This is a genomic window from Paenibacillus odorifer (assembly GCF_000758725.1).
In the GTDB taxonomy this organism is placed as follows: Bacteria; Bacillota; Bacilli; order Paenibacillales; family Paenibacillaceae; genus Paenibacillus_AQ; species Paenibacillus_AQ odorifer.
On record NZ_CP009428.1, the window covers coordinates 3,173,885 to 3,197,315 of the forward strand.

The 23,431-nt window shown below is 41.0% G+C and carries 24 protein-coding genes; 20 read left to right on the plus strand and 4 right to left on the minus strand.

Features of this window, described 5'->3' with window-relative positions:
* Nucleotides 1–3 precede the first annotated feature (3 nt).
* The 10 genes from PODO_RS13800 to PODO_RS13840 all read left to right on the plus strand — a co-directional run bounded on the left by PODO_RS13800 (nt 4) and on the right by PODO_RS13840 (nt 7,432).
* Nucleotides 4–219, plus strand: coding sequence for a helix-turn-helix domain-containing protein (locus tag PODO_RS13800; protein ID WP_036678155.1), 216 nt, complete (start codon nt 4–6; stop codon nt 217–219).
* Nucleotides 220–221: 2 nt separating this feature from the next.
* Entirely contained in the window at nt 222–998 is a 777-nt protein-coding gene (locus tag PODO_RS13805; protein ID WP_038570784.1) for a DUF817 domain-containing protein, read from the plus strand.
* 184 nt (nt 999–1,182) lie between these two features.
* The gene (locus PODO_RS13810; RefSeq protein WP_038570785.1) at nt 1,183–1,839 is read left to right on the plus strand and encodes a CatB-related O-acetyltransferase; all 657 of its coding nucleotides are present in this window, start codon (nt 1,183–1,185) and stop codon (nt 1,837–1,839) included.
* Nucleotides 1,840–1,987: 148 nt separating this feature from the next.
* On the plus strand, nt 1,988–2,503 hold the full coding sequence (locus PODO_RS13815) for a GNAT family N-acetyltransferase (protein ID WP_036678147.1): 516 nt from the start codon (nt 1,988–1,990) through the stop codon (nt 2,501–2,503).
* A gap of 29 nt (nt 2,504–2,532) precedes the next feature.
* Nucleotides 2,533–2,769, plus strand: a complete 237-nt coding sequence (locus PODO_RS30560; protein ID WP_080742490.1) for a DUF3977 family protein — start codon at nt 2,533–2,535, stop codon at nt 2,767–2,769.
* Nucleotides 2,770–2,869: 100 nt separating this feature from the next.
* Nucleotides 2,870–4,276, plus strand: coding sequence for a serine hydrolase domain-containing protein (locus PODO_RS13820; protein WP_052097016.1), 1,407 nt, complete (start codon nt 2,870–2,872; stop codon nt 4,274–4,276).
* Between the two features lies 1 nt (nt 4,277).
* A complete protein-coding gene (locus tag PODO_RS13825) occupies nt 4,278–4,967 on the plus strand; it encodes a hypothetical protein (RefSeq protein ID WP_036678141.1) in 690 nt (229 codons plus the stop codon).
* Between the two features lie 75 nt (nt 4,968–5,042).
* On the plus strand, nt 5,043–6,128 hold the full coding sequence (locus PODO_RS13830) for a CHAP domain-containing protein (RefSeq protein WP_244886481.1): 1,086 nt from the start codon (nt 5,043–5,045) through the stop codon (nt 6,126–6,128).
* A gap of 104 nt (nt 6,129–6,232) precedes the next feature.
* Nucleotides 6,233–6,631, plus strand: a complete 399-nt coding sequence (locus PODO_RS13835) for an RrF2 family transcriptional regulator (RefSeq protein ID WP_036678138.1) — start codon at nt 6,233–6,235, stop codon at nt 6,629–6,631.
* A gap of 108 nt (nt 6,632–6,739) precedes the next feature.
* Nucleotides 6,740–7,432 (plus strand): class I SAM-dependent methyltransferase, encoded by a 693-nt coding sequence (locus PODO_RS13840; protein ID WP_038570790.1) that lies wholly within the window; start codon nt 6,740–6,742, stop codon nt 7,430–7,432.
* Nucleotides 7,433–7,766: 334 nt separating this feature from the next.
* On the opposite strand, the gene PODO_RS13845 is transcribed toward PODO_RS13840, so the two are convergent.
* On the minus strand, nt 7,767–8,675 hold the full coding sequence (locus PODO_RS13845; protein ID WP_038570793.1) for an aldo/keto reductase: 909 nt from the start codon (nt 8,673–8,675) through the stop codon (nt 7,767–7,769).
* A gap of 161 nt (nt 8,676–8,836) precedes the next feature.
* Here PODO_RS13845 and msrA point away from each other — a divergent pair, with 161 nt between their 5' ends.
* The 4 genes from msrA (at nt 8,837) to PODO_RS13865 (ending at nt 12,906) form a co-directional block, all read left to right on the plus strand.
* Entirely contained in the window at nt 8,837–9,349 is a 513-nt protein-coding gene (gene msrA / locus PODO_RS13850) for a peptide-methionine (S)-S-oxide reductase MsrA (RefSeq protein ID WP_036678131.1), read from the plus strand.
* A 167-nt stretch (nt 9,350–9,516) separates the two neighbouring features.
* On the plus strand, nt 9,517–10,707 hold the full coding sequence (locus PODO_RS13855) for an ArsR family transcriptional regulator (RefSeq protein ID WP_052097017.1): 1,191 nt from the start codon (nt 9,517–9,519) through the stop codon (nt 10,705–10,707).
* A 97-nt stretch (nt 10,708–10,804) separates the two neighbouring features.
* Nucleotides 10,805–11,512 carry a response regulator transcription factor gene (locus tag PODO_RS13860; protein ID WP_174890038.1) on the plus strand — a complete coding sequence of 236 codons (708 nt, stop codon included), beginning with the start codon at nt 10,805–10,807 and terminating at the stop codon, nt 11,510–11,512.
* On the plus strand, nt 11,509–12,906 hold the full coding sequence (locus PODO_RS13865; protein WP_038570796.1) for a sensor histidine kinase: 1,398 nt from the start codon (nt 11,509–11,511) through the stop codon (nt 12,904–12,906). The genes PODO_RS13860 and PODO_RS13865 overlap by 4 nt, the downstream gene beginning before the upstream one ends.
* Before the next feature lie 60 nt (nt 12,907–12,966).
* Here PODO_RS13865 and PODO_RS13870 read toward each other — a convergent pair whose 3' ends face one another.
* The gene (locus PODO_RS13870; protein ID WP_036678125.1) at nt 12,967–13,515 is read right to left on the minus strand and encodes a PadR family transcriptional regulator; all 549 of its coding nucleotides are present in this window, start codon (nt 13,513–13,515) and stop codon (nt 12,967–12,969) included.
* A gap of 153 nt (nt 13,516–13,668) precedes the next feature.
* Between PODO_RS13870 and PODO_RS13875 the strand changes: the two genes are divergently transcribed.
* Nucleotides 13,669–15,117, plus strand: coding sequence for an MDR family MFS transporter (locus PODO_RS13875; protein ID WP_038570799.1), 1,449 nt, complete (start codon nt 13,669–13,671; stop codon nt 15,115–15,117).
* A 78-nt stretch (nt 15,118–15,195) separates the two neighbouring features.
* On the opposite strand, the gene PODO_RS13880 is transcribed toward PODO_RS13875, so the two are convergent.
* Complete coding sequence (locus tag PODO_RS13880; protein ID WP_038570801.1) at nt 15,196–15,690, minus strand: DUF6803 family protein; 495 nt, start codon at nt 15,688–15,690, stop codon at nt 15,196–15,198.
* A gap of 129 nt (nt 15,691–15,819) precedes the next feature.
* Between PODO_RS13880 and PODO_RS13885 the strand changes: the two genes are divergently transcribed.
* Nucleotides 15,820–16,500, plus strand: a complete 681-nt coding sequence (locus PODO_RS13885) for an HAD family hydrolase (RefSeq protein ID WP_036678119.1) — start codon at nt 15,820–15,822, stop codon at nt 16,498–16,500.
* A 5-nt stretch (nt 16,501–16,505) separates the two neighbouring features.
* Complete coding sequence (locus PODO_RS13890; RefSeq protein ID WP_244886482.1) at nt 16,506–17,093, plus strand: GNAT family N-acetyltransferase; 588 nt, start codon at nt 16,506–16,508, stop codon at nt 17,091–17,093.
* A 687-nt stretch (nt 17,094–17,780) separates the two neighbouring features.
* On the opposite strand, the gene PODO_RS13895 is transcribed toward PODO_RS13890, so the two are convergent.
* Nucleotides 17,781–18,833 (minus strand): 2,3-butanediol dehydrogenase, encoded by a 1,053-nt coding sequence (locus PODO_RS13895; RefSeq protein ID WP_038570804.1) that lies wholly within the window; start codon nt 18,831–18,833, stop codon nt 17,781–17,783.
* A gap of 315 nt (nt 18,834–19,148) precedes the next feature.
* Between PODO_RS13895 and PODO_RS13900 the strand changes: the two genes are divergently transcribed.
* The 3 genes from PODO_RS13900 to PODO_RS32155 all read left to right on the plus strand — a co-directional run bounded on the left by PODO_RS13900 (nt 19,149) and on the right by PODO_RS32155 (nt 23,365).
* On the plus strand, nt 19,149–20,171 hold the full coding sequence (locus PODO_RS13900) for a LacI family DNA-binding transcriptional regulator (RefSeq protein ID WP_036678110.1): 1,023 nt from the start codon (nt 19,149–19,151) through the stop codon (nt 20,169–20,171).
* 111 nt (nt 20,172–20,282) lie between these two features.
* Entirely contained in the window at nt 20,283–21,215 is a 933-nt protein-coding gene (gene cysK / locus PODO_RS13905; protein WP_038570807.1) for a cysteine synthase A, read from the plus strand.
* Nucleotides 21,216–21,823: 608 nt separating this feature from the next.
* Entirely contained in the window at nt 21,824–23,365 is a 1,542-nt protein-coding gene (locus PODO_RS32155; protein WP_051491005.1) for a TPM domain-containing protein, read from the plus strand.
* The last annotated feature ends 66 nt before the right edge of the window (nt 23,366–23,431 follow it).

Consider the following 23,431-nt stretch of genomic DNA (forward strand, 5'->3'; position numbering starts at 1 on the left):
ACAATGGCGATTATAATTAATATCGACGTGATGCTGGCTAAAAGAAAAATGAGTGTTACTGAGCTTTCGGAGAGAGTTGGAATAACAATGGCTAACCTTTCTATATTGAAAAATGGAAAAGCAAAAGCGGTGCGATTATCAACGTTAGAGGCAATTTGTAAGGCTTTGGAATGTCAGCCTGGAGATCTATTAGAATACAAAAATGATGAGGAAAGTTAAGAATGAAGTCAATAACACAATTGCTGCATTTTGGATATCATCAGGCGATGAGTTGCATATTTCCTATTGCGATTTTTGGGACTTTAGCTCTTTCTAACATAATAGAAATGCCTTTTCTTTACCGTTATGATGCCATTCTTCTAATACTGCTTACAGTGCAGTACCTCATGTACCGTACTGGATTAGAAACACTGGATGAAATAAAAGTAATCTGTGTATTTCACGTTATTGGTTTGTTGCTGGAAATCTATAAGGTAAAGATGGGTTCATGGGCATACCCAGAGCCAGGGTTTACGAAGGTGTTTGGTGTACCCCTCTATAGTGGATTTATGTATGCGAGTGTCGCAAGCTTTATGTGCCAGATATGGCGAAGACTGAAAATGGATATGACCGGTTGGCCGGGGCTTGCTTCAGCGGGATTGTTGGGAGGAGCCATCTATTTAAATTTTTTCACACATCATTTCATTCCTGATTTTCGTTGGTGGCTGACAGCGCTTGTGGTTGTTGTCTTCTGGAAAACATGGATCATTTATAGGGTACGGACGGTTACCTATCGAATGCCCTTGACACTGGCCTTTTTTATTGTAGGATTTTTTATCTGGTTAGCTGAAAATATCGCTACATTTTTTAATGCATGGAAATATCCTGATCAATATCAAACGTGGCAACTGGTTAGTTTCAGTAAGATCAGTTCGTGGTTCCTTCTAGTGATCATTAGCGTCATTATAGTTGCCCAGCTTAAACATGTTAAGGCTAGCCGTAATCCGATAAATTCATAATTGAGCTGAGTTCGGACAATACGGTTGATTTGACGAATAAATCATTCGTTTGTTACAATGACGGCATCAATTAGGAAAAGGATGAGGACGATGGTTCGTCGTTTGAAAAGGTTTAAGAATGTCGCTACTGCATCAAGCTTCTAAGTATAAATGAATTACATTACTTAGAAGCGAGGGGAAGAAAATGAAACAACATCAGTTCAGCCACTGGTCTGAAATTAAGTATTTAAAGGATATTGTCACCAACCCAATGATTGAGGTAGGAGAGTACTCTTACTACTCTGGTTATTACGATAATCTTGATTTTGAAGATGGGTGTGTTAGATACCTTTGGGGTGATGAACAATCAAGAAAGTTGTTTAATCCCAGTGAAGATTATGGTTGGCATTTAGATAAATTGATTATAGGAAATTATGTTTGTATTGCTAGTGGTGTAATTATTCTCATGGGTGGGAATCACAATCATCATCCTGAATGGATCACCGTGTATCCTTTTGTAGATCAGATTGCAAACTCTTACGAATCCAAAGGGGATACAATCATTGCAAGTGATGCCTGGATTGGGATGAATGCAATGATTATGCCCGGTGTGAAAATAGGCGAAGGTGCTATTGTTGCGGCAGGATCAGTTGTTGTAAAGGATGTCCCACCGTATACGATAGTAGGCGGCAATCCTGCTAAAGTGATCAAGCAACGGTTTACAGATCAAGAAATCGAAAAGTTAAAGGAAATGTGCTGGTTCGATTGGAAACGTGAGAAAATTGAACAAGCCACGTCTATCTTTTCAAGTTCATCTATTGATCAATTATATGACTTTTACCTTAAAGAAATAAAAAAATAACAAAATCAGAACAGGCTGCCGGTATATTCTGCAGCCTGTTCTTTTATCTGACAGGGTAGTTTAACAATAATTGTTTTTACCAGATTAATCCTAATTAGTATGTTAATATAGGAATGGACTCATTTAATAAGTTAGGAGGAATTATATTATGGCCTTACCTTTACAAATCCGTCGAATGACACAAAACGATATTGCTATTATACATACGGGGTTATCTGAGCATGACGTAAGCCAACCTCTTGATTATGTCCAGCGTTGTTGGCAAGAAAATCAAAATGAAAAGCGAGTTACAATTTTAGCTTTTTGTGAAAATGAGTTTGTTGGATGGGGACATGTGGTATACAGGTCGGAATATCCTTATTTTGCAGAGAATAATATACCTGAAATTCAAAACTTTGACGTCATCCCGCCATTTAGGAAACGTGGGGTAGGAAGTGTATTAATTGAAGCTCTTGAAAAAGATGCTTTTACTATATCTAATACTATTGGTATTGGATTTGGATTATACGCTGACTATGGAACCGCACAACGGATGTATATAAAGCGTGGTTTTATCCCTGATGGGCGGGGAATCATGTACGATAATAAGCCTGTTGAGCCTGGGGCACATGTTTGTGTGGACGATGATCTCTGCCTTTATCTAATAAAAACTATTGAGCAATAAAAGCAGCTCTTGTACGGGGGAGATAGATTCTGAAGTATATCGAATTTGGTCTTGGCAATACATGGCTTATTAGAACTGAAACGGAGTTAGAGGATGGAACGGAATATGAAGAAAAAGGCATAGTGAAACCGGTAAAGTTCCGCTCGTTATATTTTAGAGTTTGGATTGGCAAAACCGTAATCATTCTAGACTTAAAACAAGGCTTAAAAATAAGTAAGAAGAGTCGTAAAACGTTGAAGATTATTTTTGGTATAACAAGTCTTTAGGTTAAGTATGACAAGGTTGCCGTCTAAATGAACAAATGGAGGAGACCTGACACGAGACTTAGCGCTCCACCTGAGAATTAATAAAAAACTCAAAAATATAATGACAAGCGAGGTTTATATGGATCAGCCAGAGATTTTGACCCAAGCGCTGTCTAAGTTTTATGAAGAACTTGAACGATCTGATTTACCGGTTAATACTTTTATGCTATTGCGAAAGGGAGAAGTTATTACCGAGTTTTATCGTCAACCGTACCGCAAAAACGTTCCCCAAATTTTATTTTCCCTGAGTAAGAGCTTTACATCTATTGCAGCAGGCATAGCATGGGATAACGGTTATTTTGAATTAACGGATAAAGTGGTCTCTTTTTTCCCGGATCAGCTTCCTAGCTCAATCTCGCCTAATTTAGCTAAGATGACGATACATCATCTTCTTTCCATGAATACGGGGCATAACAATAATATATATGGTGCGATAGCCAAGCAAATTGATTGGGTTCGTGCCTTTTTAGCTTTGGACGTAGAAGATGAACCGGGAAGTTATTACAATTACAATACACACGCCACTTATATGGTTTCGGCTATTATCGAAAAGACGACTGGAGAGAATCTTGTTGATTTTCTAATGCCAAGATTATTTACTCCATTGGACATAGAAAGACCGGATTGGGAGACTTGCCCGTTAGGAATTGTTGCTGGTGGAATGGGACTAAGCATACCAACAGATGGAATTGCGAAATTTGGCCAGATGCTCCTCAATCAAGGGGTTTACAATAGCCGTAGAATTGTTTCTGAAGATTATTTAAAGCTGGCGCTAAATGAACAAAGCGATAATCGTTGGGGACAAAATAAGGCTGACTGGTCAAACGGATATGGTTATCAGTTCTTTATGTGCAGGAATGGATGTAAGATGGGGAATGGAGCTTTTGGTCAATTGTGTTTCATTGATCCGAGTCAAGAGATTGTGATTGCTGCAACTTCAAGTTTTACCGAGATGAAGAAGTTACAGGATTTTTTAGATATCATATATGCAAATTTACTGAACCATGATTGGTCAACGGATGTTTCTAACATTATTAAATCTCCTACATTTATCTCCTTAGTAGACAGGATAGTTAGAGTAGATTATAGATCGTACAGTGGAATTTATATCTTTGAAGATAATAAGCATAAAATTAAAGAATTAATACTGAAGTTTGAAGAAGATCACCTTAGTTTTTCTTTACTTTACGACGATCATTTAGATGAATTTAACTTCAATTTTTTAAAGCCTGCCAATGCAAAATGTTTATTTATTAAAGACTTATCCCTTAGTGAGCAGGAAGTTTGTACATCTGCAAGCTGGCAATATGCTGATTCTAAATTAATCCTCACGGTATATTACATTGAAACCCCTTACGTAGTTGATTACACCTTGAGTTTTAGCGGTAAAAAAATTGAATTGCATATGCATAGGAATCTTTCCTTGGAGGATAGAGAAGACATAACTGTTATTGGTTGGGAGGGATGAAATGATCAAGGGTAAAGGATGGATGGCTGTTTTATTTTTGCTGTTTTCTTTAGTTTTTGTGGGAATCACACATCAGGGGACTATGTTTGGGGATTACCTCTTCAGAACCATTGGAATTCCGCCTTGGAGCGAGCCTGCGACAAACCATGGTTTACATTACTCAGCGATATTCGGGATCATTATGTTAATCGTCAGTGGGAGTTTAACTATAAAGCACTTTAGACAGCGTTATAAAAAATATGTAGGTAGAACCGTTTTGCTTGCTATCATCATTTTCATTACGTTATATCCATTTCTAACAGAACGATTGTATTATCTTGTGAATATGAACAATGAAGGAATTGAAGTTGTGGATTTTCTGGAAAAAGATTCGCACTGTATGTACGGTACTCAAGAGGATATAGTGAAGGTTCAATGTACAATCAGGCTAATCAACTATGGCGGGCAAAATGAAACCGTTATGATTCGTCCAATCTTTCGAGAGTATGGTAATTCTCAAGGGATTTGGTCATTCGCAGAGGTTCAGCCGCAAGAGATTACATTGTTACCAAGATCTAATATTAAACATAACATTCACTTTGAGAGTAAGCCTGATGCTCGGATCGCTGAATTCGGGGCGAACGGTAATACCGATTATTTTGGTGTGGAATTCGTCAAGGATGGACAGAAAAAGGTAGTCTTTAGGGACTGAATTGATAAAAAAATTTATGTCAGTTTTAGCTTTGGTATTATTACAGCTGAGCAGTAACGGAGGGGAAGGTTTCCAGTGACTCAACGACTGATAACAAAAGTGAACCAGCGCCTCGATAGTGTGCGTGTGCTGGTTCAAGAAATGATCATGTCTTTAGGTAGCGAACAACGGAAACAGGAAGCGTGTGTTCACCTGTACGGAGTGTCTAGCTTCGCTTCATTGCTTGCCATGAAAAGAGAACAAAATCAGGAATTGGCAGCCATTATAGGACTGCTTCATAATTATTATTTCTTCAAAACCGGAGTCAAGGATTTTCCAGGTCCCAACAGTGCAGATACCGTAAGGCCTTTATTAAGAGACTTGAATATGTTCACCAATGAAGAGCTGACTCAAATTCTAAAGGCGATCTTCCATCAAGGGGATAGGAATAAAGTTAAGGGTCCCTATGAAGAGATTCTAAAGGATGCTCAAGTTCTACAATTACATTTGCAGAATAGGGACTGTAATGTAACACAACAGGACACGAATAGGCTTCGGAATGTACTTCGTGAAATGACGATTCCAGAGGATTTTTTGGAAGAGATAGATTACAGTAGCGGGGCTGAAGTTCACCAGCCTACGGATAAACGAGGCAAGTTGGCTAATATTGCTGAAGCATTTGGAAAAGAAAACATTGTTGGAATACCAGGAAACGAACGATATCGAGAAATCTGTAAATATTGGCCTGACCAAGGGATTTATAAAGTATTACAAAACAATTGGTGCGCAGCATTTGTATATTACTGCTGTATGCAAGCTGGCTTTCTGCTGCCGATTCGATATCCGAATGCTGATTTTCGATTAGCTGGCGTAGGGGCATGGTTAGAGTGGGCGCAACTACCTGAGACCGCATTTTTTTATTTTGACGGGCAAGAGGGGTTTACTCCTCAACGTGGTGATATTGTGATTTATGAAAAATTGCTAACTAATGACCGTCACGATCATACAGGTATTGTTTTAGCATGCGATGACAAAGAGATCTTAGTTGCTGAAGGAAATAGGGATAATCAGAATTATTCCAGTGTTTTCTACAGAGATCGCTGGCATTGCGTATATGGCTATATCCGTATCGCTAATGACTATGAATTTGAGTTTAATGGAAAGTATACTCCAATTAGTTGAGGATGAAGAAGATTGCTTAATGGGCGAGTGTAGGAATTATATACTTGCCTTTTAAAAATGTTAGAGTTATCATAGATTTCTAAAGTCGTTAATGGAGGTGCTGAATGAAATATTCCCAAGCGACAGATTATGCACTTCATGCAATGCTCTATATGGTGACGGTGGCGTCTGATAAGCCGGTGGGTGTTCAATTGCTTGCTGAGAAGCTGGGTGTTTCCCAAACCTATCTGTCCAAAATGATGACTAAGCTAGTGAAGGCTGGATTAATTCAATCTGCGCCTGGCGCTAATGGTGGGTATCGTCTCAGACGCAAGTCGGAGGAAATCTCTTTTCTGGATATTATTCATGCGATTGAAGGAACTGCTTCCTTTTTTGAATGCAGTCTAGATCACGGAAGTGAATGTCTGATTCAACAGGTTGTGATTGACGCTGAGCGACAGATGGAGCAGTACTTAGAGAACACGAAAATTGCAGATTTGGCAAAAACGATGAAGACGGAGTAAAGATCCGTTCTTTTTTCGGGCTTATTAGAGATAATATAAATCCGTAATAACTTTAATGTGGGTTTTGATACTAAAATGTGAAGTTTAAAACAATGGAGGATGATTACAATGACTGATGAGCAAAAATTAAATGCCAAGAGGGCGACCTATGAAAAAACAACTCGTATTTCGATTCCCTCTTATGATTCATTATTTTCGATGATCCAATCTTATTTTCGCTTCGAATTAGGTGACATCCCTGTATCTTTGCTCGTGGTCGGTGCGGGGGGAGGAAATGAATTTTCGGCATGGGGTCCATCTAACCCAAACTGGACATTTACTGGAGTGGATCCTTCGGAAGATATGCTTAAGATCGCGAAGTTAAAGATAGATGAACTGGGCATAGAGAGCCGTGTCAGTCTGATTCCTGGGACAATCGATGATCTTCCTCAGCAGGACTCAAAGTTCGATGTGGCAAGTTGTATTTTGGTCGTTCATTTCATCCATGATGTTCAAGAAAAATTGAAATTGCTTCGCTCCATAAAGGATAATCTGAAACCGGGTGCTCCGTTTGTTCTCGTAAGTGCATATGGAGATTTGGATGATCCTGAACTCCACGACAGAATAAATGTATGGAAAAGCTTTTGGGTTGCAGGGTATGAATCTCCCGAAGCGTTTGATAATGTAAGTAGCAATATTACGAAAATTTCTTTCCTTCCTGAAAAACAAATTGAAGAGTTATTGAAAGAATCAGGCTTCACGAGAATCACTCGATTTTATTCTACTGGAATTATGGCAGGCTGGATGTGTCACGCGGAGTGACTTGAATACTTTCGGACTCAGATGACGTTATTTGCATATATTTAGCCTTTGGAGCATGATTTCGGACTCCAGTGCTGCTATTCCTTAAATAGAGGATGATATATGGTGATTATCAAGCTCATAGCGGCTATGGAGTCCGCGAGCACCCTTAATATAGTAAAAAGTAGCGCATAAGGTCAACTGTGTCCTATAGCGGCTTCGTTCGTGTGAATAATATCTAATCAAACCAAGTTTAAGGATTAGATCAGCGATCAGTTAGATTCAAAAAGTAAGGGTGCCCAACAGCCATTGTATGGCTATGGACACCCCATTGTTTTTAACGAAAGTGACTAATCTATACATGAAGCTTGTAACGATTTGCTTTGCTCATCTGCTGAATGTCTGCAAGTTCCTCCGAAGTGAGTGGAGCTACATCAGCAGCCATTACATTGCTTTTTAATTGCTCCAGACTGCTTGCCCCAGGAATAATAACGGCTACAGATGGATTAGCTAGTGGATAATGCAGCGCTGTTTGTGCAAGATTGCGAGAGTCGCTAGTTTCCTGTGAAAGCCGATCATGCAAATTCAGAAGTTCCTCACTACTGTAATCTAAGTAATTCTTTTCCGCCTTGCTGCGACCACGCTCTGATAGAATGCCCCCTGCTAAAGGTCCGCGTGCGATCATGCTAATTCCATGCTTAGCTAGCAGAGGAAGGATTTCTTCCTCAGGACGCCGATCTAAAATGCTATATTGGCTCATAACACTTATAATATTTGATTTTTTCACATATTCTCTAATTACATTAGGACGAATAGAAGAGATCCCATAATAGCGGATAAGACCCTCTTGCTTAAGTTCTTCAAAAGCTTCAATCGTTTCGTCAATTGGATCTTCAATAGTGCCGCCATGCAGCTGGTATAGATCGATGTAATCCGTTTGCAGCCGTTTGAGACTATCTTTGACTGCATTTTTAATATAGGCTTTTGAAGGGTCCCAGCTCCAGCCTTCTTGACCGGGAATTCTGCGGTTGCCAACTTTTGTTGTTAGGATTACATCCTGACGACGTTGACGAATGGCTTTGCCAATAATCTCTTCATTACGGCCCTCATCATAAAGATCTGCTGTATCAACAAAATTGATTCCTTGATCGAGTGCTTCATGAACAATGGAAATGGCTTTCGCCTCATCCGTACCCAAAGACATACAGCCAAGTCCTATCTCACTTACATACAAATCGGATTGTCCTAAACGATTTTTTCTCATAGCGCATTCCTTTCTACTTCTGTTGTTTTTATATTATAACGTTTTGGAGATTTGAATTCTAATGGTGCTGCTGACTTCCATTGACTTTATGATCTTTTGGCTTTATCGTCATAGCATATATTATTTATTAGATGAAGATAGATAGGGAGAGATTTGATCATATGGAACAAGCGATGTTTGCAGGCGGATGTTTTTGGTGCATGGTGACACCGTTTGAGGAATTACCAGGCATTCATGGAATTGTATCGGGATATGCGGGAGGGTTAACTGAGAATCCAACCTACGAAGAAGTCAAAACCGGAACAACGGGGCATTACGAGGTTGTGCAGATTACGTTTGATCCAGCGCTTTTTTCATACGAGAAGCTGCTTGAATTATATTGGCCTCAGATTGACCCTACCGATGATGGTGGACAATTCCAGGATCGAGGAACTCAGTACCGGACAGCGATCTTCTATTATAATGAAGAACAGCGGTTAGCGGCTCTTGCCTCGAAAGAACAGGTTGCGGGCAGCGGCAGATTCTCCGGTCCAGTCGTTACGGAAATTCTTCCGGCGCCAACTTTTTATCGTGCAGAAGAGTATCATCAGGATTATCATCATAAGAATCCTAAGCACTACAAAGAAGATCGGGAGCAATCCGGTCGGGATACTTTTATCGCAAAACACTGGTAAGCATTGAAAAATCTAGACCAAGAGCATCCTGAGTCATTCATGGCTTACGGGATGCTCTTTTTGCATTATATACAAATTTTATTTATTTTAAATTCTACATACTTTCCACACATTTGTAGACTAAACTACTCTAAATCAAGCGAGAACATCACACAGGAGGGTTTAGGATGAAAAAAATCATACCATTTGTTGCCGTTAGTTTGCTTTTGAGTACAGTGATAACAAGCTGCCAATCAGGCAATAATGTTCCATCTAAGGTTAATTCGCATGCTAGTTCTGCAACGGTGGAGCCACCTTGGATAGCTACGAAGAATACTACTCGCATTAACACTTCAGATCCGATTCAAGCCGCAGTGTTAGTTTCTCAGACTTTATGGACTGTGCAAACAAAGAATAATAGACCCTCAAGTGTAGTTTTGACGGATGTGAGTAATTGGCAGATTGCCGCAGTTAGTGCAGATTTGATTCATCATCCCAGTAACGGCCCCGTCCTGTATACCACAAAAGATGGGGTTCCTGAGGTTACGCTCGCAGAACTTAAGCGACTGAATCCAATAGGTGCTGATGGCAATAATGGGGTTCAGGTAGTGCTTGTTGGGCCTATGGCATCTAATGTAGAACAACAATTAAAGGCCATTGATTTAAAAGTAGACCGGATAGAAGGGGATGAGCCAGCGGCTGTAGCTCAGGCTATAGATACTTATTACGCTAAAGCAGCCGGCGAACTTCCAAAGTCGGTCATAATTGGTTCTATGGATAGCCCTGAGTACACGCTGCCAGCAGTGAATTGGATCGCACATATGCAGGAACCTCTACTCTATGTAACCAAAGACGAAATTCCTAACTCAACGGTCGAGGCTTTAAAAGAACGTGGAGGTAGTGCAACTATTTATATCCTAGGACCAGAAGACATTGTCTCAGCAGATGTAGAAAAGCAATTAAAAGAATACGGAACAGTTACCCGTATAGCTGGACAAGATGTTTTTAAGAACGCTATAGCTTTTGCAAGTTTTAAGGATGCCAATAACGGATTCGGCTGGGGAATCACTACACCCGGTCATAACCTGTCTTTGTTAACCACGGATTCAACGATGCTCGCTATCGCCGCTGCGCCGTTTTCCCATTTGGGGAAACATGCGCCGCTTATTTTTACAGAAAAAGACGGGCTGCCAGATTCAGTAATGGAGTATATGATGGAGCTTCAACCTAAATTTCAAGATTCACCAGCGGAAGGTCCTTACAATCATGCTTGGATAACTGGAGATAACCTTGCAATAAATGAGCGAGCACAAAGTGAAATTGATGATATGCTAGAAATCTCACCTACTGCAGGAGGCAATCCGCATTCCGGCCACTAACCATAATCACAGGCTGGCATCATTTAGGGATGATGTCGGCTTGTTCTGTATTTTTTTGTATAATGAGAAGAACTAGGTCATAAAGAGGGTGAACGGCTTGAATAAGCTACAGATACTGATCGTAGATGATGAATGGAACATGCGGAATTTATTGCGGATTTATTTAAGTAAAGAAGGGATGTCTACAAAAGAGGCGTCAACGGGTCATGAGGCACTCCAACTGTTGAAACAACACAGCTTTGACCTAATTTTGCTGGATGTGATGATGCCGGATATGGATGGCTGGCAGGTCTGCAAGCTGGTGAGGGAGACAAGCTCTATCCCAATTCTAATGCTAACCGCACGTTCTGAAACCAAGGATAAGGTACGTGGTCTCGGTATAGGAGCAGATGATTATCTTACTAAACCGTGTGAGCCGGAAGAATTAGTGGCTAGGATTTATTCTCTGCTGCGGCGTTCAACACTTACATTTGCCCACCAACCTCAGGATAAGGTGCTCACATACCCTGATTTTAAAATATACCCAGAAGCTAGGGAGGTACATATTCAGGATACATCCATTGAATTCACTCTCAAGGAGTTTGATCTACTGGCGACTTTGGCGCAAAACACTACCCGGGTTTTTACGAGAGAAGAACTGGTGGAACGATTATGGGGGAATAATTATGAGGGGGAGAATCGTGTTATCGACACCCATATTAAGAATATCCGTGAGAAATTGCATAAGGCAGGCCTCTCCTATAATCCAGTTCAAACAGTGTGGGGGTTAGGTTATAAATTTCACGCTCCAGGTAATCTGGTATGAAAAATAACATCATCGGACTTAAGCTTGGTTATATTATAATGTCTGTTTTTTTAGTAGTTTTGCTTGTTCTTGGAATTACTATAGACCGGATGTTTACAAGCTTCTATTACAACGAGATGCAAAAAGAGACGGAGGAACTCACCTCACATTTTATCGGAATGGCGGAATCGCAGGATAGTTCAAATGAGCAGATGATGAGTACCTTTGCAGAATTTTCGGATGTCAGTATCTTTAATATCTCGAAGGATGGCAATGTGATACTCCACTCGGGTGTACATGATCGTTCGGATCGTTCATTCATCCAAGCTTCGGATGTTAGCCGGATTTTCGCTGGGAAAAGTGTTGATTTTGAGTATAAAGATCCTGCTGGACATTCTTATTTTATCATTGGAAAACCAATAATGGAGGGGGATACAACTCAGTCTGTACTTTATGTAATGTCCTCTACAGAGAGTATGAAGCAATCTTTGGCTTCCATCCGGAACCTGCTGCTGATTGCAGGAATAGGGGCTTTTATATTGGCTATAGGGATCACTGGTGTGATCGCCATGATTTTGTCCAGACCTCTGATCAAGATGCAAAAGGCAACCCGGAAAATCGCGGCTGGCGAGCTGGAAACGAGACTTTCTATACGTAGCAACGATGAGATTGGTTTTTTGGCAGAGGCTATAAATGATCTGGCTGTCGATCTGCAACGATACAGGGATACACGTCAGGAATTTCTGGCAAATATCTCACATGAGCTGAGAACGCCCATTACATATTTGGAGGGGTATACCAAGGTAATAAAAGATGGACTTTACGAGACCGAAGGGGAAAGAGATCTATACTTGGATATCATTCATCAGGAAGCACATCGGCTCCAGCATCTTGTGGATGATTTATTTGAACTGGCAAAGATGGAGGAAGGAAAGGTTACTCTTACCCAAGAGTGGATCGATCTCAGTCAGCTAGCGGAACAAGCCGTGCGCAGAGTTGAACTGAAAGCAAAGGAGAAGGGGTTACTGCTGAAGCTTCAGCTTAGCGGAGATGCGTATATGATCCGTGGAGATCAAAAACGTATGGAACAGATTATTATGAACCTTCTGGAAAATGCAATTCGTTATACGGATGAAGGTGAGATTATTGTTCATATGGAATTTGCAGCGGATGCTGCAACTCTAATTGTTGAAGATACAGGAATAGGTATTCCTGAGGAAGAGCTTCCCTATATCTTCGAGCGTTTCTACCGGGTAGAGAAATCACGTTCAAGACAATACGGCGGTTCAGGTCTGGGACTTTCCATTGTTAAAAAGCTGGTGGAATTGCATGGAGGCAAGATTCGAATGATAAGTCAGCCTGGAGCGGGTACTCGTTGCGAGGTGCAACTATTGAATCTATCTAAATCCGAATAAATGTAAGTAAAAAGAGACTTCAGATACAAAATGAGGTCTCTTTTTTGCTTGTTTATAATGTTATTGATTCGACTCAAGCTCTTCAAGTGCCCATTCGCAAAATTGTATAGAGCTCTCCATATCAAGCACACGTTTGCGGATCAGTAAATAACGTCCAAAAGTTGTGGCTTTTAACTCACGAGTCTCACCGCGTTCATCACGCAAGACTTCGTTTGCTTTGAGCAAAACCTTGTATCGCTCCAACTCACTCTTACAAAACTCTGCACGTTTTAGTAATAGGTCCTTGGCTTCTGCCGGGTTGGATAGCCATAAGCTATACAGCTTAAAATGCAGTTCATCCCGCAGCACCGGAGGCTCAGCAGGAGTTTCCACCCATTGCCGCAATTGCTTCAGTCCTGCTTCCGTAATGGAGTATTCTTTTTTATCCGGTTTGTCGGTCTGTTCAATGAGCTTAAAGGTGATATAACCTTGTTGCTCCATGCTCATTAATAGAGGGTAGATTTGACTATGTCCAGCACGCCAGAGCGGCTTGATATTCTGAGTTAATTCATATCCAGACAATGAGTTAGCGCTAAGTAAAGCTAGAAGTCCATAAGACAGTGTATTCATTACTATAAAGCCCTCCAGTTATTATAAATCCGTTTTCATTGAATTTTTCGGGGATATGTCATCATTGACATATTGATCATACGATTATAACATTATTCAAGTCACCTTATATATGTAAAAGTAGACATATAAAAAATAATGAGGAGGGGAAGCATGGAAGAAAATCAAGCAAGCAAAATACATTTTTGGCCGATCATGATTGCCATATTCTTCGGAAATTTCGTCTCTGTCTTAAGTACAACGACGATCAACATTGCTGTTCCTCTTTTAATGGATCATTTCAATACGAGTCTGAACACCATGCAATGGATGGTCACCGGTTTTATGCTGGCGACAGGAGTAACCGCACCACTCGCCGGATATCTCGGAGGAAGATTCAGCTACAAAAGGCTTTATCTTTTCGCCTTGATGGGATTCACCATGTTCTCTTTGCTTTGTGCTTTGGCATGGGATCCAACATCATTAATTGTATTTCGGATGCTTCAGGGTTCGTGTAGCGGTCTCATTATGGCTTGTACGATGACCATCATATTTCAAGTAATACCGGGAGAACGCAGACCGTTTGCTGTAAGCCTCTGGTCGCTATCCGCGATGGTCGCGCCAGCCATAGGTCCGACGTTTAGCGGTTGGCTGCTCCAATATGCCAGCTGGCATTGGTTATTCTTAATTAACATTCCTATTGGAATTATAGCTGTTATTCTAACCCTAACGTTAATCCCATATTATCGAATGAATATTCCGAAGTCATTTGATATTCCTGGTTTCCTCACCGTTGTCCTCGGTAGTTTATCGTTATTAACCGCATTTAGCCAAGGCAACAGCTGGGGATGGACTTCATGGAAAACTTTATCGTTAATCCTTTTGGGGGTTGTGTTGTTAATTTTGTTTGTTTTGCGCGAGCTGAAGGCGGAGGTGCCTCTGCTGAATTTGCGTGTATTCCGTAATCGCCGTTTTACCGCCATGCTTAGTATCTATAGTTTGGTTACGATTGCGATGTATGCCGGAACCTATTTAACCCCTTTGTTCTTACAAACGGTAGAAGGGGCTACAACGCTTAAAACAGGGCTGATTTTATTGCCGTCCTCGATCCTCCTTGCCTTGCTGAGTCCAATCGTAGGTAAGCTGTATCCAAAGTTCGGACCTGTGAAGTTGATTTCTGCGGGTATTTTATTTATATTCATCGGTTTATTCATGCTTAGTCGGCTGCAAACGAACATATCTTATAGCTTTATTATGTGGGCGATGGTCGTTCGTAATCTCGGCATTGGACTAGCCAATGTTCCAAGCAGTACAGCCTCAATGGAGGAAATTCCCGTCGAATGGTCTGGGCATGCTACGTCGATCAACAACTGGGTCCGCAATGTGTTAAGCTCACTTGGGATTGCAGTATTCACTTCCCTGTTGTCGAGTAGATCTTTACTCCACTCTAAAGAGTTGATCAGCTCCGGTGCAAGTAATACAGATTCGATACGTTTACTATCGTTCACGATGGGTGTGAATGATGTTTTTGTGGTAGGTTCCATTATCGTGTTGTTTGGATTTCCGCTGATGTTTTTATTACGCAAGAAGCGTACTGTGGTAACTGTACAAAGCGCGGGATAACCGGTACGAGAAAAAAAGCAGATCAAGGTTTTATCCTTGATCTGCTTTTTGACTTAGATTACGTTATGTTAATAAACTTTAATGCATCATATCGCCCATTCCACCCATACTGCCCACAATTTCCGGATTAATCATCCCAAATATCATCGCTATATGCGCCACGACCAAGAAGCCACTAATTAGCAGAAAATGCAGCTTCATCTTGTGCTCTTCCGATCGTTTACGGGCAATCAGATCAAGATCTAACAAAGCCAGTGGCAATAAGAAGAGTACTCCGCTTAAATAGAAGCCCACGGCTACGATATCAACCCATGTGTGCCATTCCCCATTCACAGACAAAGGAATAAACGCAGTTGGGAACAAGTAAAGGAATACCCCTGTGAAATATAACCCTGCGAGTATGCTGCAGACTTTGTTGAAGGATCGTAGTGGGCCTTTTAGGTTCTTGGTGAATAAAATAATAAACTCTGTAATGGTAATCGTCTCAGCAAAAATCACGGGGATTGCCATGAATATAATCAAGTTCCAAGGCTGGTTGTCCGCTAGCAAAGACATGTAATGCGTCATGTTCATAAGATACTCCTCCGATAATATGTAATAGCTTCGGTTACTTATCGTATTCGAGAAGTATGTGGAAAGTATGTGGAAACGAAGGTATGATAAATATATGCAATAATAACAGTCGAGGGGAGCAAGACAACCGTGGGAAGAGGATTACAAAACATTTTATTTGATTTAGATGGTACTTTAACAGACCCCAAAGAAGGCATTACCAAAAGCGTAGAATACGCTTTGAACAAATTTGATATACAGATCGAACATTTGGATGAGCTTCTTCCTTACATAGGTCCTCCGTTATATGATTCATTTATCGAGCTGCACCATTTCACTGAGGAACAAGCGCTTCAAGCGGTTGCTTTTTACCGGGAGCGTTACAGTGCCACGGGATTATTTGAGAATATGGTGATTGAAGGTATACCCCAATTGCTGGAGGGACTTAAGACGAATGGATACTCATTGTATGTAGCAACCTCCAAACCGACTGTTTTTGCAGCACAGATTCTTGAGCATTATAAGCTCGATCATTATTTCAAACATATCGGAGGAAGTAATCTGGACGGTACCCGTTCTAAGAAGCAAGAGGTTATTCAGTACGTGCTTGATGAGAATGACATACATCCAGAGGAAGCGGTAATGATAGGAGATCGTAAGCATGATATGATCGGTGCTATTGGCTGTGGTGTCGAATCTATTGGAGTGACTTTTGGTTATGGTCCCAAGGAAGAGCTTGAACAAGCCGGAGCAGACCATATCGCCTTTCGTGTGGAAGAAATTGCAGATATCATTCAGCATATTTCATTGAGAGAACGGTGCACCAAATGAGTGTTATGAATACTGAACTACTTGACGGGAAAACAATTAAGCTGGTTCCAATAGATGAAAGTCATGCAGAAGGATTGGCGAGAGTGTTAAGAAATCCAGACATCTGGGAATTTACCTGGCGAAAAATAACGTCGGACGAGCAGGTGCAAGGATTAATCTCAACAGCTTTAGCAAATCAAAAAAACGGTTCACAAATTACCTTTACTATCATTGATAAAGCAACGGAGCGAATTATCGGAACCACAAGGATTATGCATCCGGATTTGGTTCATCGCAATGCGGAAATCGGATGTACCTGGATCTCGCCTGATTATTGGAGGACTAGTGTGAACACAGAGGGCAAGTCGCTGCTGCTACACTATTGTTTTGAAGAACTTAAGCTGATCCGTGTAGAATTTACAGTGGTCGCGAACAACTTGAGGTCACAAAGAGCAGTAGAACGAATTGGGGCGGTTAAAGAAGGAGTTCTGCGCAAACATAGAATCAAGTCTGACGGATCGATTCATGATAATGTGGTCTTTAGCATATTGGATACCGAATGGCCTGCTGTAAAAGAGAATCTGCATTATTTGATAAATGATAAATACGCATAAGTATAGATAGTAGCAAACAAACGGGCTAGGGGCTGTTCCATAGGGAGCTACACTTCATCTAGAATAGATGAATCAGAGTGGCGATGGAAGCAATTAGTTGAAGCAGAGCGTTTAATTGTATTTTGTACAACTATAATTCCTTAATTGGTTGGGTCATAGATATAACTGTATTTAGTACATCTATTTTCCTCATTTACTTCCGTATAGGTAGATTTTTAGGTTTTTAATTGTACAGAATACAATTAAAACAAGTATAGTTGCTTTTTCATCCGGAATAAGTGCACAGAATGCAGTTATTTCACATTTACCCTATATCACTCTCCATTATTCATTCAAATCCTTTAAATTAGGTGCTAGAAGTATACTAAGAGGGGATACAACGGAAGCTACGGACGGTTCGAAAGGATCCCTCAAGAGCATCAGACTTGGCAGCTCCAGCATAGTGTGTGGACAATTATACTTTGGTGGATCAGCGGATGTTTAAGCGGGTTAAATCAGAGTGTATAAGGATTTGCCCATAAATTTGCTTAAGCCCCGCTACAGATCAAAAACACCAGGCAGCGATACTCCAATTCCCGGAGTATCGCTGCCTGGTTGTTTTTTAATAACAGAGACCGCTACAAATTCTAGAAAGAGCTGCTTGGGGCAGCGCCTTCTTTTATGATTCAGCCAATAGGCTGCTTATGGTTATTGTTTAGGACTTACAAGGATTTTCACTTGATTTTTTTCTTTCAAAAGTGCCTCAAACCCGTGATCAATCACTTCATTCAGTTTAATTCTCTTAGTAACAAGCTTCTCAGCAGGGAAGTACCCTTGTTCCATCAAGCTAATTACAGCTGGGAAAACATCACGGTATCCGATGATACCAGTTAAGTTGCGTTCTTTAAGTACGATATTGTTTGGAGTAATCGTAGCATCTTTTTCGAAAATACTAACGATCATGATTTGTCCACTCAATTTAGTGGAATTAATGGCTTGGGTTAGAACGGGAGGGACGCCAGTGACTTCAAAAGCAACATCTACGCCACCATCGGTACGTTTTTGAATTTCTTCGACCACATCATATTGTTTAGGATCGATTACAATACCACCGAGTTCTTCAGCTTTACTCTTACGTTCTTCAGAAAGTTCTACAACATAGATTTCCGCTGCACCGGATGCTTTCAAAGCTTCAATGACCAGCAAACCGATTGGGCCAGCACCGAATACTACAGCTTTATCTCCAACCTTTAGTTGACTGGAACGAACAGCGTGTAGAGCAACGGCAGAAGGTTCCACGAGAGCACCTTGTTCATAGGATAAGCTGTCTGGAATTTTGTGCACCATATGTTGGTCTGCTGCGACGTATTCTGAGAATCCACCGCCACCACCAGCCAAACCTAGGAAGCCCATTTTTTCACAAAGATTATATTTACCTTGTCGACAAGCCACACATTCACCACATGCAAAAACAGGCTCGACGACGACGCGATCACCAACATTAAACTTGCTAACGCCTTTACCTACTTCTACGATTTGTCCAGAAAATTCATGTCCCATTACGACTGGAGCTTTTTCACCAGTAAGGGGATGAACAGTACCTTGGGGGATGAAAATAGGGCCGGCTACATATTCATGAAGATCGCTGCCACAAATTCCGCACCATTCGATTTTGATTTTCACTTTTCCTTCAAGGGCTGCTGGTTCTTCAATCGTTTCTAACCGTAGATCTTTGACGTTATGCCATCTTAATGCTTGCATATCATTCATCTCCTAGATTAATAATTGATAATAAATAGTGTTTTATTTTTGGAAAAGAGGAAACGTTTCCGAGAACAAATATGTCACATAATTTTCATATTGTCAAATTTAAATAATGAAAATATTAATATCGAAAATTAGTGAAATATTTCACTAAAACAGAGGTATATCAAGACTTTAGGTTCGCATTAGCAGCTGAGATAAGTATTCTTCTATGTACTATTATGTTATAATCTATACATTGAAATTTTGACTTTAGATGAGCGGAATAAAGATAAATACGAAAACGATTCCGGAAATAAGGGGACTATCAGAGTGGCTAATAAAAACAAAGTAACCATAGAGGATGTAGCGAAACGGGCGGGGGTAGGTATTGCTACTGTCTCAAGAGCCATTAATAATTCAGAGGGAATTAGTTCCAAGACCAAGGCGCTGGTACTTCAAGTGATTGAGGAGATGGGTTTCACTCCGAACACCTCTGCGCAAAGCCTTAAAATCCGCCAAACGAAGCAAATTGCTCTGGCCGTTCCTGACATCCGCAACGCAATTATTCCGGATATCGCCTGGTCCGTAGAGCAAGCCGCTAAACAACATAGCTATCGGGTAATTCAAATTAATACTTCTGGCAACCCGCGCACTGAGCTCGAAACGATTCGTGAGGTCAAAAAATTACATGTAGATGGACTCATTATCATGCCTCTTGCTTATCCAAAGACCATGGTAGAGTTAATTAATAAATCGAGTGTTCCGGTCTCCATCATTAACTACGGGAAAAGAATCACAGAAAATGTGAAAGCAGACATCGTCAGCTTGTCACGTTTTGAAGGTCAATTAGTGATGGAGCATTTAATCAATATCGGTCGAACTAGAATTGCATATGCAGGAGCTCAAAAAGATCTTATTGAAGATCGTTATCTTGCCTATCAGCAAGCTTTAAAACAAGTGGATATTTCGCTTGTTTATTTTGGCGAAGACTTTTCCTTGCAAACGGGGTTACAAGCTGCTGATTATTTCTACAGCCTGACACATATGCCAGACGCTATTTATGCAGTGAATGACATGGTGGCGATAGGTATTGTAAATCGTTTTAAAGAATTAGGCGTTCGTGTTCCGGAAGATGTGGCGGTGGTTGGGGTGGATAATAACTCATGGACAACTATTACAACGCCTCAGATTAGTTCGGTTTCCATCATGGGGAATGAAGTGGCGCGTTTAGCCACACAGCTTCTTTTACAACGTATTCAGGATAATATTACCGGGGAGTATCAAAGGGTGCAGCTTGATCCACGATTAATCGTGCGAGAGTCGAGTGTTTCGGTTAGACGTAGTACGAATTAACGGCCTTAATTTGCGACTAATAAGAATCAATAGGTTGTAAATCCTTTAAATCCTGCTAGACTTAATACAGAGTAATTTGATTGGAAATTAAGAAATGAGGTGCGGATCATTATGGCTAATATTTACAAGAGCTTAACCGATCTGATCGGAAATACACCGTTATTAGAGATTTCAAAGTATAGTAAAACCCAAAACGTAGAAGCAAGGGTTCTTGCCAAGCTGGAATCCTTTAATCCTGCAGGTAGTGTTAAGGATCGTATTGGGTATGCATTGATCAAAGATGCGGAAGAGAGAGGTCTCATCAATAAAGATTCTGTCATTATTGAGCCTACCAGTGGAAACACTGGGATTGGACTTGCTTTTGCAGCTGCTAGCTTGGGGTATTCACTGATCATCGTCCTACCAGATACATTTAGTATTGAACGCCGTAAATTAATGCTGGCACTAGGTGCTGAGCTTGTGTTAACACCGGGAACTGAAGGGATGAGCGGAGCTGTAAGAAAGGCAGAACAATTAGCTGCGGAAATTCCAAATTCATTTATTCCCCAACAATTCAGCAATCCTGCGAACCCGGAAATACACAGAACGACTACAGCTGAGGAAATTTGGCGGGATACCGATGGAGATGTAGATATTTTTATAGCAGGTGTTGGTTCTGGAGGCACTATCTCGGGTGTTGGAAAAGCGTTGAAAGAAAAGAACCCCGCAGTCCAAATCGTTGCTATCGAGCCGTTTGACTCCCCTGTTTTATCAGGAGGCCGTCCTAAGGGACATGGGATTCAGGGCATTGGAGCTAACTTTATTCCGGAGAATTACGATAATGAGGTAGTGGATGAGATTTTTCAGGTGAAAAATGATGATGCCTATAGCGTATCACGTGCACTTGCGAGAACAGAGGGTTTGCTGGTGGGTATCTCCTCCGGAGCAGCTGTTTACGCAGCTACACAAATCGCTAAGCGTCCTGAGAATAAAGACAAGACCATCGTGGTAATTCTGCCGGATACCGGTGAGCGTTACTTAACAACTACTCTGTTTGATTTTTAACGGAACATGAGCTCGAGATCCAACTAATTGGCTTTAAATTCATGAGGCTCAGCAATATGCTGAGTCTTTTTGTTGTTGGAGTATTGGCTGGGTATCTCAAGATAACGGGTACTCAAGTAACTAAGAAGTTTAAGAGGAATCCAAAACTCCAATTTTGCATAGTAGCCAAGGAAGTTCAGTGTGTTACGGACCGTATTGCAGCTATTTCGCCTTTTAAGCTCATTTTGCTGCGTTATCGGACTGTATAGCACTTATTGGCCAACATTTATGGATAAGTGGTGTGGTTTTAAGTAAATAGCTGCAACTGAGTCCGATAGACTGCCACAAACCCGCAAATGAACAAAATAACGTCTCCTGAGTCCGATCCATCAGCGAAAAGTATGTTATCCAGTAGGAGGATTCCAAAACTCCAATGTTCTTGAGTTTGATCCATCAACACAACACGATGATTGCCCCTAAAGCGACTCGCACGCCTTAAATCACCCGCCTCACAAATTCTAATCGTTTTTTCCTGTTGTGTAATTTCCAGTTTAGAATAAAATGGAACTATTCCGCTAACCGCGCGTAACCGATAAATAAGAGAGATAATGATAGATCAGGAGGTACATATGAACACGAGAACTCTAAAAATACTGCTACGTACCACACTTGCTGCCTTATTGTTAAGTGTATTGCTTTTGCCGGCTGTAAGTTTAGCCAAAACTGCTGTACCTAAGCATACGGGTTCATTTTATGTGAATGATTTTGCGAATGTGATTGACGAGAAAGCAGAGAATTACATGGTGAACTACGGTATTCGATTACATCAGGCTACTGGAGCTCAAGTTGTGCTTGTAACTGTCGACTCTACTGAAGGGGTTTCGATGGAAGAGTATGCAAAATCGCTTTTCAATAGCTGGGGTGTGGGGGCTGCGGATAAAAATAACGGTCTGCTGCTGCTCCTTTCTATAAAAGATGATGATTATTGGGCGGTACAAGGTAAAGGTATAGAGGAATCATTGCCTAACAGTAAGATTAAAGAGATTCTTTCACAATATCTTGAGCCGGATTTCGCAGCTAAAACATACAGTAATGGTGCTAGGAAGACGTATGGAGCTTTTATTCAAGCTATGGGCGGTACTTGGGCAGAAAATGTTGGCACCAAAAATTACGTATCCGATAATGCGGGTGTGCTCAAAAAAGTAACTAAAGACTATCTGAACGATTCCAGCAACAGATATAAAACAACAACCGGAAGTGGAATTTATGTGGTTACCGTAAAAAATGCTGGAGATAAAACATTGCAGGACTATACCTATATGAAGTTTGCTTCGGTAGGTGCTGGTCCTAAGGATGTTATGCTTGTATTGGACATAGGCGGAGACAACTATCATGTTCTACAAGGCAAGGATATCGACAAGATTTTAACCAATGAGGCTATTAGTAATATTTTAAATACCGTGCTTGAACCCCAATTTGTGAAAAAAGATTACGGAACGGGAGCTACAACGACAGTTAATTCGTTCTACAGTTTCTTGTTAGCGAGAGCGGATCATCCGCAAGGAGTCACTGGAAACAACGGAAACAATGTTAATCCTGGAACTACAACGAATTCTGGTACTTCCTCTACTACAGCTACAAGTGGAGGTGAGGCGGTTAGTAAAAGCAAGGCTTTTCTAATTTTCTCAGCGATTTTTGGTTCGCTCATCTTATTTGGATTTACTGCTTCACGACGCAATAGATATATAGAAATGTATGGTTTGCCATTTAATCCATATAGTCAAAGGAATATACGCCGTTATGGTCCTTGGCATGGTCAAGCGGATTACGGTTATGGCAGACGATGGCACAGACGTTATTATCATCACCATCATAATCATCATAGAAATACACCATCCAATAACTCACAGTCAAGCTTCTGGGGAAACAGTGGTGGCGGAGGCTCTACTAACGGTGGCGGTGCAGGAAGGTATTCCTCAAGCAACGAGAACCATGGTGGTGGAGGTTCCAGCAGTGGTGGCGGAGCAGGAAGACATTCTTCCAGCTCTTCAAGCAGCAGCAGATCTAACAATGATAGTGGCTCTTCCGGTGGAGGAGGTTATTCCGGCGGTGGTGGCTCATCAGGTGGCGGCGGTAGCGCTAGCGGCGGAGGTGGAGTAGGAAGACATTAGAATTTGATTAGCTATATGTGAGCAGGTAGCCAAAACTTTGGAAACCTGCTCTTTTTTGTTTTTGAA

Bases quoted from the DNA above. Each gene is read 5' to 3' on its own strand.
- PODO_RS13880 (WP_038570801.1), bottom strand. From the start codon at position 15,690: ATGAACATGACGCATTACATGTCTTTGCTAGCGGACAACCAGCCTTGG.
- PODO_RS13865 (WP_038570796.1), top strand. From the start codon at position 11,509: ATGAAAAATAACATCATCGGACTTAAGCTTGGTTATATTATAATGTCT.
- PODO_RS13825 (WP_036678141.1), top strand. From the start codon at position 4,278: ATGATCAAGGGTAAAGGATGGATGGCTGTTTTATTTTTGCTGTTTTCT.
- cysK (WP_038570807.1), top strand. From the start codon at position 20,283: ATGGCTAATATTTACAAGAGCTTAACCGATCTGATCGGAAATACACCG.
- PODO_RS13855 (WP_052097017.1), top strand. From the start codon at position 9,517: ATGAAAAAAATCATACCATTTGTTGCCGTTAGTTTGCTTTTGAGTACA.
- PODO_RS13895 (WP_038570804.1), bottom strand. From the start codon at position 18,833: ATGCAAGCATTAAGATGGCATAACGTCAAAGATCTACGGTTAGAAACG.
- PODO_RS13875 (WP_038570799.1), top strand. From the start codon at position 13,669: ATGGAAGAAAATCAAGCAAGCAAAATACATTTTTGGCCGATCATGATT.
- PODO_RS13835 (WP_036678138.1), top strand. From the start codon at position 6,233: ATGAAATATTCCCAAGCGACAGATTATGCACTTCATGCAATGCTCTAT.
- PODO_RS13840 (WP_038570790.1), top strand. From the start codon at position 6,740: ATGACTGATGAGCAAAAATTAAATGCCAAGAGGGCGACCTATGAAAAA.
- PODO_RS13805 (WP_038570784.1), top strand. From the start codon at position 222: ATGAAGTCAATAACACAATTGCTGCATTTTGGATATCATCAGGCGATG.
- PODO_RS13810 (WP_038570785.1), top strand. From the start codon at position 1,183: ATGAAACAACATCAGTTCAGCCACTGGTCTGAAATTAAGTATTTAAAG.
- PODO_RS13820 (WP_052097016.1), top strand. From the start codon at position 2,870: ATGACAAGCGAGGTTTATATGGATCAGCCAGAGATTTTGACCCAAGCG.
- PODO_RS13845 (WP_038570793.1), bottom strand. From the start codon at position 8,675: ATGAGAAAAAATCGTTTAGGACAATCCGATTTGTATGTAAGTGAGATA.
- msrA (WP_036678131.1), top strand. From the start codon at position 8,837: ATGGAACAAGCGATGTTTGCAGGCGGATGTTTTTGGTGCATGGTGACA.
- PODO_RS32155 (WP_051491005.1), top strand. From the start codon at position 21,824: ATGAACACGAGAACTCTAAAAATACTGCTACGTACCACACTTGCTGCC.
- PODO_RS13870 (WP_036678125.1), bottom strand. From the start codon at position 13,515: ATGAATACACTGTCTTATGGACTTCTAGCTTTACTTAGCGCTAACTCA.
- PODO_RS13890 (WP_244886482.1), top strand. From the start codon at position 16,506: ATGAATACTGAACTACTTGACGGGAAAACAATTAAGCTGGTTCCAATA.
- PODO_RS13800 (WP_036678155.1), top strand. From the start codon at position 4: ATGGCGATTATAATTAATATCGACGTGATGCTGGCTAAAAGAAAAATG.
- PODO_RS13815 (WP_036678147.1), top strand. From the start codon at position 1,988: ATGGCCTTACCTTTACAAATCCGTCGAATGACACAAAACGATATTGCT.